Source organism: Labilibaculum manganireducens (assembly GCF_963665805.2).
Lineage (GTDB): Bacteria > Bacteroidota > Bacteroidia > Bacteroidales > Marinifilaceae > Labilibaculum > Labilibaculum manganireducens.
On sequence record NZ_CAXXEE010000003.1, the window covers coordinates 4234847 to 4246345 of the forward strand.

The 11499-nt window shown below is 35.9% G+C and carries 7 protein-coding genes; 2 read left to right on the forward strand and 5 right to left on the reverse strand.

Going from position 1 to position 11499, the window contains the following annotated elements; translation table 11 throughout:
- Positions 1-7 precede the first annotated feature (7 nt).
- The 3 genes from ACHZAX_RS16380 to ACHZAX_RS16390 form a co-directional block, all read right to left on the reverse strand.
- Entirely contained in the window at positions 8-1720 is a 1713-nt protein-coding gene (locus ACHZAX_RS16380; protein WP_320019874.1) for an alpha-amylase family protein, read from the reverse strand.
- 81 nt (positions 1721-1801) lie between these two features.
- A complete protein-coding gene (locus ACHZAX_RS16385) occupies positions 1802-2452 on the reverse strand; it encodes a uridine kinase family protein (protein WP_101308204.1) in 651 nt (216 codons plus the stop codon).
- 102 nt (positions 2453-2554) lie between these two features.
- Positions 2555-5215, reverse strand: a complete 2661-nt coding sequence (locus ACHZAX_RS16390; RefSeq protein ID WP_320019875.1) for a TonB-dependent receptor — start codon at positions 5213-5215, stop codon at positions 2555-2557.
- A 303-nt stretch (positions 5216-5518) separates the two neighbouring features.
- Here ACHZAX_RS16390 and ACHZAX_RS16395 point away from each other — a divergent pair, with 303 nt between their 5' ends.
- Both ACHZAX_RS16395 and ACHZAX_RS16400 read left to right on the forward strand, forming a co-directional pair.
- Entirely contained in the window at positions 5519-6532 is a 1014-nt protein-coding gene (locus ACHZAX_RS16395; RefSeq protein ID WP_320019876.1) for a LacI family DNA-binding transcriptional regulator, read from the forward strand.
- Positions 6533-6676: 144 nt separating this feature from the next.
- Entirely contained in the window at positions 6677-7771 is a 1095-nt protein-coding gene (locus ACHZAX_RS16400) for a PAS domain-containing sensor histidine kinase (RefSeq protein WP_320019877.1), read from the forward strand.
- A 59-nt stretch (positions 7772-7830) separates the two neighbouring features.
- Here the strand turns inward: ACHZAX_RS16400 and ACHZAX_RS16405 are convergent, their stop codons facing one another.
- Entirely contained in the window at positions 7831-9222 is a 1392-nt protein-coding gene (locus tag ACHZAX_RS16405; RefSeq protein ID WP_320019878.1) for an NAD(P)/FAD-dependent oxidoreductase, read from the reverse strand.
- A 214-nt stretch (positions 9223-9436) separates the two neighbouring features.
- On the reverse strand, positions 9437-11428 hold the full coding sequence (locus ACHZAX_RS16410; protein WP_320019879.1) for a protein-disulfide reductase DsbD family protein: 1992 nt from the start codon (positions 11426-11428) through the stop codon (positions 9437-9439).
- Positions 11429-11499 lie beyond the last annotated feature (71 nt).

The following is an 11499-nucleotide window of genomic DNA, read 5'->3' on the forward strand; positions in this document are numbered from 1 at the left end:
AATCCTACTAGAAATTATATACTACCTCTCCTTTTTCGTCGGTTGCAACAATATTGAAGGTATGAGTTTTTAAATTTGCATCAAAAGCCGCAATGCATCCATTATTTTCCCATTGCAATTTTAGCGATTCCGGTTTGGATTCCAGAATTTTCAGTTCAGCATCAAAACCAAAGGCCGGGAAATTATTTCTAAATTTCAATAAGGAGAGTTGCTTAAGTACTACATCTTTCCCCAATTCATTACATGCTTCCTCTAATTGCAAATTGGTTCTGTTGATTTCTTTATGACCGCCTGCCCCTGCATTTTTAACTGCTTCATGATCATTCTTTCCTGCAAGAAGATCGAGGTACCAAACCTGAGGTTTACCGGGCATAAAAATTTGAATAGCTCTTGCCAACAGAAGTTTTGCATCATCTTCGCCCAATGCGCTGTAATACGTTGCATTTACCTGATAATACAAGTTCTTTTCCCCATGCAGATCTTTCACAAATCCTCCTCGTTCAACAACAGTGTCAATCAAAACCTGAATCTGTTCTTCAGTCAGCAAACCTTTTAAATCCAGCAATGGAATTCCATCATGACACCCCAGCATATTTACAACTTTGATATCTTTTTCCAACATTTCCTTACTCCATCTGATCAAGACCTCATTTGTATTTCTTTCAAAAGCATCTATAATTAATCCCGGCAAGAAAAAATCATAAGTCAAATAGCCTTGGTCTGCTAATTTTTCGTGCATTTTATCTTCATACTTCGAATGTATTTCAGGCAAGAGCGTTAAATTATATTTATCAGCCAAATCTTTAACCTTCCCAAGTAAATTCCATGTTCCAGGATCATTCAAAAAATTTGGTAAACCAGGTTCTTTAGGAGCATACGCAAATGCATCCAACCTAATAATCTCAGCACCATAACCGGATAGCTTTTTCAAAGTATCTTCGTAAAATTCCCACACCAACGGAGACTTGATATTAAGATCCATTTGTCCAAGATATTTTCTTCTGGATTCCAATAAGTCAATTGTATCTTTACGGTACTCGTCAAATTTTCCAAATTCAATATCTGCAGGCTTTTTTCCTTCATTCATAGATGTGTTTACAATTTTCGCCAGTCTATCTGCCGAAACATATTGAATATCTGAAACCTTCATCAAGTCCTGAGCATCAATTTTCTCATATTTCACTTCCTGATAAAAAGTGTTCCAGTAAGGAACCTCCTTTCCATCGGGCATGCGAACCATTAAAATCGGCAGACCTGGTTTTCTGAAAAACATATCTTTGATGTATTCTGCATCAGGCTGTATATAACCTTCTTCCGTTATCTCTCCACATCCATCCCAGAATTTATTCCATGGTATAAAAAACTCCTTATATCTGGAATTCTCACCATTTTTTAAAATATCCTGAAACTGACTGGAAAGAACAGACGAATGGTTTAACACAAAATCAAACTTTAGTGCAATGTTCATTTTTTTCAGTTCGATTAAATTTTCCTTCGAAGCATACATCTTGTTCAGGTTATAATCTATAACTGAAAAACCTCTGTCTAAATCGGTATTAAAAACACTAGGTAAAATATAAAATGACTGAAATACATCCTCCAGTTCATCTTTATCAAGGAATTTAATGATATCATCTAAAGTTCCTCCAATACTATCAGGATAAGCATTCAGCATTGGACCCGATTTTATGATCGATTTATTCTCATTCATGTCTTTCATCTCCTCCTATCTAATCAAGATATTAATCATTAAACTTGAAATTATAATGCACTAATTATTTCCTTTAAGGCAAACAGTTAATTATTTTATTTCCAATTCATAATCTTTTGTGATTACAAAATCAGCCAGTTGTTTATGACCGGCAATTATTTTATGCTCGGTAATTAAAACCTGCTCAATAAAAGGATCACCAACCTCTTTCCCTCTGTTTCTCTTCTGTCTGTGTTCCAGTGTATCAATTCTGTTGCGGGCAATAAAAACCTTTGTATCTACATTTTTCAACAAAGCAGTATAAGTTCCTTCTGCAATTACAACCTGAATTCCTTCCAGATTAATTACTTCATCTTCTACACTATTTTTATTATAATCAATCAAAGGTTTTACAATCTCATTTTTGCCATCAACTGCATCCTGTAAATTCTGATCCATTAAATCCATTTTTACCTCAACGTGAGGTCCTAACCATTCAGGATCTTCCCTTCTTTTTGCATCATTTGATTTTGGAGGAAGAACAAAATAATCATCCTGGCCAAGCAATACCGATTTTATTCCTTCCTTCTCCAACTCATCGGCAATAGCCTTTCCTGTTTCTGATTTTCCACTTCCCGATTCACCGGATACGGTAATTGTATATCGTTTGCCCTTATTTTTAATTTTCTCTACCAAACTGGGAGCAATCATTCCTGCAACCTTAACATGGTGTTCTTCCACTACAATAATATCACCCTTCATGATTTTATATTTTAATTGTTCATTGATTCTTTAAGACATACTTTGAGTGTTTCGGAGGAGATCTTTACCTCCCCCGATTCTCTGCTTTTCAATATTAATATGCTAAAAAGTATATGTAATACTTAAAGTTGAAGCCCGGCCTGTAATAGGTCTTGCTCTCATGTAGTTCGTAGTATTTTCAACAAAAGAATCTCCTTCCATTTCAGTAAACCCAATCGTATTAAACAAGTTGTTTATATTTGCACGAATAGATAAACCTTTGGTAATGTTCTGACTGGCATAAGCATTTACATAAGCATATCCTGGCAACACAATACCATTATCATCCTGAGCATATACCTTTGTTGTACCTATCAAACTAAAACCGACAGACGTTTTGCCTTTGTTGAAATCATATGAAGGTGTAATGTTGTACAATAAATCAGGTACTCTTCGAGGAGTATTTCCTTTTTCATCAGCGTTTAAACTCTTGTCAATTTCGGCATGTGTGTAAGTCGCTCCAAAAGCCACATTGAAATTTGATTTTTGATAAATCCCTTCGAATTCAGCACCATAGGTTGTGAATTCCTTGTTAATAATTTTACCAAACTCTTCATTCTGTTCCGAGATATCAGTATAAAAACCTGTAACAATTACAGCCAGTGATGGAGATTTGTATTTGTATCCCAATTCGAATTGCTTAATTTCATCAGCATCCAGTCCGTCAACAGTTCCTCCTTCAGGAGTGATAAACGGAGAATACAACAAGCGGTCGGCATTGGCTCTGCCGCCTTTACTGTAGCGTGTATAAACAGCCTGATCGTCATTGATCTTATAATTAGCTCCAACAGAATAAGAAACATAGTTGTAATCGTAGTCAACAGGCATTGGATTTGCATTATCCAAAACAGTTACACTTTCTTCAACCGGAGTTATGCTTCCGTTATTATCAACGTCAACAGGAGCTTGATAATTTGACAAATAATGACCTGTTACATCACCCATATCGTAACGAACACTACCTTCAATATTTAATTGATCAGTAACTTCAATTCCAACATTTGCATAAACAGCATCAATATCATAAGTCATATCGTAACCACGGGTACAACAATTTCCCCAGAATGGAACACCATGTGCTATCAAACCATTACTACTATAGTAAGAATTGTCAGCACTTGCAATATTCATTAATCTCGGTCCGTCAGAACTAATATCAGTAAGGAAAGTTTGCCACAACCAAGTCATTCCAATTTTTTGCTGTGCTTTATAATAACCAGCAGTAAAATCAACTTTATCAAATGATTTCGATAAATAAAAATCATTTGTGAAATTGCCAAGGTCGTTCATATCAACGTCGAAAAGAATCGTTCTCATCAATAATCCATTATTATTTAGATTACCGATTTGTGAATCATTTAAAGCAACACCGGCATTCGCACCATTTGCATAGCTTAAACTATATCCTGCACCGGCAATACTTTCAGCAATATCGTTTGCATTTCCAATTTGAGCAGGAAACGGAGCCACAAATGAACCGTGATTGTTCGCATAACGAAATTTCTCTTTCAACTGCCATCCTTCACCAATGTCGAAGGAAAATTCACCACCTACAACTTTCGAAACGGGATGCATTCCATCACCAATATTACTGGTTCTGCTGTTTCCATTCGCATCCACACTTAATACGTGCATGAAATTTGGACTTTGAAGAGAACTGCCGGTAATACTATAACCAGGAATCGACTCATATTTAGGATCACCTTTTGTTCCGGTCACTTTTACCGGCATAGGCATGTACGCAATTGATTTATCATCTAAAACTTTAAAATACAACCGAACATATCCTTTTTCAAATTCTTTGGTAATATTCGCTTTTATCTGACCTCCGCTATTCCCTGTATATCCAGGATTTCTTGGACCTTCTCCTTCGCGGAAAAATCCACCAACATGAAAGCGGAATCCATTTCCAATTGGAGCTCCATACTCAAAATCAGTTCTGTGTGATTTGTAATCAAGTCCCATGGTCATTCCAATACTTCCACCTTCAACCGCACCATTCTTACTAATAAAGTTAATGATACCAGCAGGCGAATTACTTGCAAAAGTTGATGCACTACCTCCTTTAATGGCTTCGATACGACCAATAGTTCTATCTGATCTTAGAAAAATATCAGCATTACCAAAAGAGATATCTCCAAACTGCATTACCGGCAAACCATCTTCATGAATTTGCAGAAACTTTGAACCTCCTGAAGCAATTGGAATACCACGAACAGCTATATTCGCATTTCCTTCACCTCCCGAAGATTCTGATCGGATACCAGGAATTGCTTTAAATAGTTCAGCCGTAGTTGCAGCTCCAAAAACCTCAACAAATTTTGGCTTTAGCGTTGTTAACGCAACACTCGATTCAATGTTCGATTTTTGATTCACAACACCGGTTACAGTAACCTGATCCAAACCAATTAAATCTGCAGACAAATCAAAATCAAGAGTAATTTCCTGATCTGCAAGCATAGTAACTTCTTTCTCTACTTTCGAGTACCCAATAAAAGATGCTACAATAGTGTAGGTACCTGCTTCAATATTTTCCAACTGATAAGTCCCATCAATATTTGAAATAGTACCATTTGTTGTTCCTTTAACAACTACAGATGCTCCAATTAAGGGTTCTTCATAAAGCTTATCTGTAACGTTCCCTTTTAAAATCCCTGTTTGCGCATTAATCAATCCAATAAAAAGGATCAGATTAGCAAACGTCAAAAGAATCTTTCGTTTCATAAATTCATTTTATTAATCTATTACGAGTGAAACATCTGGGATGTAAGGAATTTTTTGTTCAAATTTACACCCATAGGTATTTCAAAGAAATAGTAGTTAGTTGATTCGTTTTTTTTTCGCAATCGTTATCTTAGCTAAGATTATACCAGCAAATATATGTAATCCGGAAACAATATTCAACATACAAATACTTTAAACACAGAGTGTTAAAACCGCAACCGGTCGTGCAACCGGTTGCGGTTGATAACTTTTAATAAAATATTTCAAACGATTTCGGAAAATAACAATGAAAACATATTATTCATGACTAATAAAGCCATTACAATAATTGACATTGCAAAACTTTTAGGCGTTTCAAAATCTACAGTCAGCAGAGCTCTTAAAGATCACCCCGACATTAGTAATGCTACGAAAGAGGCCGTACACATGATGGCCAAACAGCTTAAATACAAACCTAATGCGGTTGCTATGTCCTTACGGCATAAAAAAAGCAAAGTGATTGGTTTAATTGTACCTACCCTTTCCCCATTTTTTTTCCCCTCTGTTATTCACGGGATTGAAAATGAAGTGAATAAGAGAGGTTATAATTTAATGATTCTGCAATCCAACGAATCATACGAAAGAGAAGTGCGTAACGTTGATATCCTGCAAAGCAATAATGTGGAAGGAATTTTAGTCTCCATTTCCAGAAAAACCGAAGATCTAAACCATTTCACTAGTCTAATTGAAGATAATACTCCGATTGTTTTCTTCGATCGAATTCCAAAATCCATCCAAGCAGACATGGTTTTAGTTGATGATATTTCAGGTGCATTCAATGCCGTTGAACATTTGATTTCGATAGGAAAAAGAAAAATTGCAATATGTCTGGGTAATCCAAATTTACTAATTAGCAGCAACCGACTTAGTGGATACAAGAAAGCATTAAAGAAACATAGCATAGAAATTAATGAGGAATTTATTATAACCGGAGAGTCATCGGAGGAAGCCGAAAAAGAAACAAAAAAGCTTTTAGAATTAACAAATCCCCCTGATGCAATCCTGGCAATTAGCGATCTTACAATGTCTGGAATCATGAAAGCGTTATATGCTGCTAAAATTAAAATTCCTGAAGACATTGCTGTTATTGGTTTTTGTGAAGATACATTCAGTCAAATGTATAACCCTCCTGTTTCGACAATTGACCCAATGGGAGTAGAAATTGGTAAAATTGCCACCGAAAGACTTTTTCAAAGAATTCACGAAAACAACATATTAGAACCCAAAACAATTAACCTGTCAAGTAGATTAATTATTAGAGATTCAACAAAAATATGACATCTAAACACACAAATAAATACTTAAAGGTTTGTTTATCCACAATAAATTGATATTTTAGAAGAAGGTTTTAACTTAACTTGTTTTTTCAAGCTCCCAGTTTCTTGCCCAACATTTTAAAAATATGGATTAACAGATACGAGGATGATGAATTTTACGGATATTTTAAAGAATAACATTTCTGTTCACTCTCTTATTGAGTCAATGTCCGAAGGCTTAATTTTCACAAATAAAGGAGGTGAAATATTATCTGTAAACGAAACAACAAATCGGTTATTTGGATACCAAAGAAATGAACTAATCGGTCAACCAATCGACAAGCTGATCCCAAACAGATTTAGAAACAAACACAAAACCTACCTGCTTAATTATTTTTCAGCTCCTAAAGTACGTCCTATGGGACATGCAAATTCGAAACTATCGGGGACTAAAAAAGATGGAACTATTTTTTCACTTGAAGTTAGTTTGAGTTTTATCAATACGGACAAAGAACTATTTGCTATTGCTTTTATTACTGATATTTCTTCACGGGTAAAGGCTGAGAATGAACTCAAAATACGGAACATTGAATTAGACGCATTTGCTCACACGATTGCGCATGAACTGCATTCCCAACTAAACAGCATCATCGGCTTTAGTCGATTGATACTTAACGATAATGATTTAAGTGAACAGAAACGCAGCTCCTTTTTGGATATGATAGTTACAAGCAGCCTTAAAATGGACAGCATTATTCGGGAAATGCTTCTTTTCTCAAGTCTTAAAAAAGATGAAATTGTAAAAACTCAGCTCTCAATGAAGAATATAGTTGATGAGGCAGTTAACAGAATTGCAGGCTCAGAAAAAAAATCAGCTAAAATTTCCATATCAGATAATTTTGAACCTTCTTTGGGTTATGGACCATGGATTGAAGAAGTTTGGTACAATTACATACGAAATGCCTTAAAGTATAGTGGAACCCCTCCCAGTATCGAAATTGGCAGTTCAAAAGCTAAGGATGGTTACAATAAATTCTGGATAAAGGATAATGGCAAAGGGCTTACTAAAAAGCAGTGCGATATTATTTTTGTTAATCCTCAGAAATTAGGAAATGGTTTTATTAAAGGACATGGATTAGGATTATCAATCGTAAAGCGAATTGTTCAAAAACTAGACGGCTGGGTAGCTGTTGAAAGCACTCCCAACAAGGGAAGTATATTTAGTTTTTACCTGCCACACCCAAAAAATAATTTCGATTAAAAATTTATTAAGCTGATTGCTGATAACAATAGAATCAGCAACCAACAAAATAACTGTAATTACACTTTCTTTAAAATCTCTCTTGCAATAACAACTCCATTAACAGAGGCCTGCATAAGACCACGGGTAATTCCAGCTCCATCGCCTCCTAAATAAAGATTTTCAACCGAAGTAGACTGAAAACCATTATCCACTTTAGTGATATTGCTGTAAAATTTTACTTCAACACCATACAATAATGTTTCATCTGAGGCTAAACCCGGAGTCACTTTATCCAGAGCCAAAATCATTTCCTCGATATCTTTCAATATCCTATGAGGCAAGACTAGGCTTAAATCTCCGGGTACTGCATCTTTTAGTGTTGGTATAATGTTATTTCGATACAAACGACTGGACGTTGTTCTCCGCCCCCTTATTAAATCTCCGAATCGTTGCACCATTATTTGATTATTCGTCAGCATATTAGCCAAACGGGCGATGTGCTTGCCATACTCAATAGGTGCTTTAAAAGGTTCTGTGAACTTTTGCGATACCAATAACGCGAAATTAGTATTGTCACTCTTCAAATCTTTAAAACTATGTCCGTTCACCACAGCCAGGTTATCATCGTAATATTCCGATGACACAAAACCACCTGGATTCGAACAAAATGTTCTCACCTTATCATCAAAAGTATGTGTGTAATGAATCAATTTTGCCTCGTAAAAATTGTCATTAATATCCTTCATCACCTCATTCCTGCACTCTAACCGAACCCCAATGTCAACAACGCCAACTTCAGTAGAAATACTTTCCTTACTGCACTCCTTCATTAACCAATCTGCCCCATCTCTGCCAACAGATACCATTACTATATCAGCAAAGTAACTTCCCTTTCCATTTTTAACCCCTTTGATTTTATCTTCCTCTAAAATCAGATTTTCAACAGCGCTGTTAAAATGTACCTCAACACCTCTCTCAATAAGGTAATCGTATAATTTCCGGTATAATTCCTGAGCTTTTTCAGTCCCCAAATGCCGAACAGGACAATGCACCAACTTCAAATTCGCCTCAATAGCCTTTTTTCTGATCTTCTGCATTTCAAGGCTTAGAGATTCCCCATGAATATCAGATGCGGCTCCAAAATCTAAGTACACCTCATCGGTATATTTAATTAATTTGATTGTTTCCTCTAAACCCAAATAATCAGGCAAAGTACCTCCAACCTCCGGCGACAATGAAAGTTTCCCATCAGAGAATGCACCAGCTCCTGCCCAACCTGTAGTAATACTGCAAGGCTTGCAATGCACGCACTTTCCTCCATTGGTGTGTTTGGGGCATTTCCGCTTGTCCATTCCTCTTCCCTTTTCAAGGATTAAAATGTTTAAATCAGTTCTGTTCTTTACTAATTCATAAGCACAAAAGATACCGGCAGGTCCGGCTCCGACAATAATCACATCGTATTTCTTCATACGTTTTATTTAAATTTCTTTAGATTAATGCGGCTTACCTTATTTTTGTTTTTTCAAAAGGCAAACTTTTAAAAATAGGCATTCTTTTCATTCAAATCACATCAAACTCTCTATAATGAATATAAATATTAAGCAACTATTAACGAACTACACCTAAACAAAAAAAGGCCGGAATGATTATTCATCCCGACCGTTTACAACTATGCTGTAATTTCTACTGTCTATTCTTAAATTCTTTTTTCCCGTTTTCAAGGAATTCAACAAATGCATCTGCATTTAAATCATAAGCTCTTGGTTCAACCAAAGTCTCCTCCGCTTTATCCAAAAGCACATAATAAGGTTGCGCATTTACACCAAATCGTGTAATTTGAAAATCGGCATATTTCTTACCTAAGGTCTTTTTCACTTTTCCATCGTAAGTGGAAGTAACCCAATCAGATTCCGGCAATGCCTGCTTGTCATCAACATACAAGGCAATAATCACATAATCTTCTCTTAATATTTTCTGCACCCGCGGATCCGACCAAACATTAGCTTCCATCTCACGACAATTTACACATCCGTGCCCCGTAAAATCAATAAAAATAGGTTTGTTCTGCTCTTTTGCACAGGCTAATCCTTGTTCAAAATCAAAATATCCTTTTAAACCATGCGGCAAATGCAGATACTCTGCATACTTAGGTGCTTCACAAATCTCCATAGCTGCAGATACACTGTTGGATCCGGATTGATCGCGAACAATTGCAGAAATATCGAAATCCTGAGTTGTTTGCGGTGGCAAATAACCGGAAATCGCTTTTAAAGGAGCTCCAAACATTCCGGGAATCATATAAACAACAAATGAAAACGAGGCTATTGCCAGCATTAAACGTGGAACAGATACAAATTTAATATCACTATCGTGGCTAAACTTCAATTTACCCAGCAAATAGAATCCCATCAATGTGAAAATTACGATCCAAATACCTAAATAAATTTCACGATCCAACAATCCCCAATGATAAGTCTGATCTGCAATACTTAAAAATTTTAATCCCAATGCAAGCTCTAAAAACCCTAAGATAACTTTTACTGAATTAAGCCAACCGCCCGACTTTGGCAGATTATTCAACCACGATGGGAATATTGCAAACAGCGTAAATGGTAACGCAAAAGCAAGAGAGAAACCGAACATTCCTACAATTGGTTCCAAAACCTCTCCTCCTGCCGATTGAACCAAAATTGATCCAACAATGGGCCCGGTACACGAAAATGAAACCAATACCAATGTAAATGCCATAAAAAATGAACCTGCTATACCACCTTTATCTTCATTTGCTACCGACTTATTTACAATCCAACTTGGCATCGTGATCTCAAACATTCCAAAAAATGAAAACGCAAAGAACAAGAATATTATGAAGAACAGGATGTTCGGAATCCAATGAGTACTTAGCCAGTTGGCAAAACTTGGTCCTAAAGTTACCGCTACAATGGTTCCTATAATAGTATAAATACCAATGATTGAAACACCATAAACAACAGCGTTAAAAATTGCTTTTCGTCTGTTTTCTGAACTGTGCATAAAGAAAGAAACCGTCATGGGTATCATTGGAAACACACATGGTGTAAGAAGAGCTATTAATCCAAAAGAAAATGAAATAAAGAACAAAGACCACAATGAAGTATACTCCTTTCGAGGATTCTTCATCGGATTTATTTTCTCTTTCACTTTAGGAGTTGATTCAACTGCTGAAGAAATTTTACCGGCATTCAGTTTAAATTCAAAATCGGGTGTGAACATCACGCACTCGCCTTCGCGGCAAGTTTGATATTCCATTTCCCCCTTTACTGAAAATGCTGATTCGGATAGTAGTTTTATTTTTTGCTTTAGAATTGCCTCACCAACAAAATACTGAATATCCATTTCAAAAATGTTATCGTACTCTGATTTTGGCTTGGTAATCTCTTCCAAATCTCCAATCAATTCATAATTATCCGATTCTGCAAAAGTTGCGCTGAATCGAATCGGACCACCATCCGGAAAATGTTGGGAATAAAGATGCCATTCATTGGCTATTTTGGCTGTAAAAACCAAGTTAACTTCGTTGTTGCTAACTTTTTCTGTTGAAAAATCCCAGGATACCGTTTCACGAATTTGTGCTTGAACGGAGATAAGGCTGTTAAGGAAAACTCCAAGGAATAAAATGAGAAGTTTTTGTTTCATGTGCTATAATTTAAGTGCTTTAACGCATAAAATTAATATTATAAAGCACCTTAACAAAGCCTTTAACAAAA

Excerpts from the sequence above, each read along its gene's own strand:
- ACHZAX_RS16410 (WP_320019879.1), bottom strand. The coding sequence starts at position 11,428 with ATGAAACAAAAACTTCTCATTTTATTCCTTGGAGTTTTCCTTAACAGC.
- ACHZAX_RS16395 (WP_320019876.1), top strand. The coding sequence starts at position 5,519 with ATGACTAATAAAGCCATTACAATAATTGACATTGCAAAACTTTTAGGC.
- ACHZAX_RS16400 (WP_320019877.1), top strand. The coding sequence starts at position 6,677 with ATGATGAATTTTACGGATATTTTAAAGAATAACATTTCTGTTCACTCT.
- ACHZAX_RS16380 (WP_320019874.1), bottom strand. The coding sequence starts at position 1,720 with ATGAAAGACATGAATGAGAATAAATCGATCATAAAATCGGGTCCAATG.
- ACHZAX_RS16385 (WP_101308204.1), bottom strand. The coding sequence starts at position 2,452 with ATGAAGGGTGATATTATTGTAGTGGAAGAACACCATGTTAAGGTTGCA.
- ACHZAX_RS16405 (WP_320019878.1), bottom strand. The coding sequence starts at position 9,222 with ATGAAGAAATACGATGTGATTATTGTCGGAGCCGGACCTGCCGGTATC.
- ACHZAX_RS16390 (WP_320019875.1), bottom strand. The coding sequence starts at position 5,215 with ATGAAACGAAAGATTCTTTTGACGTTTGCTAATCTGATCCTTTTTATT.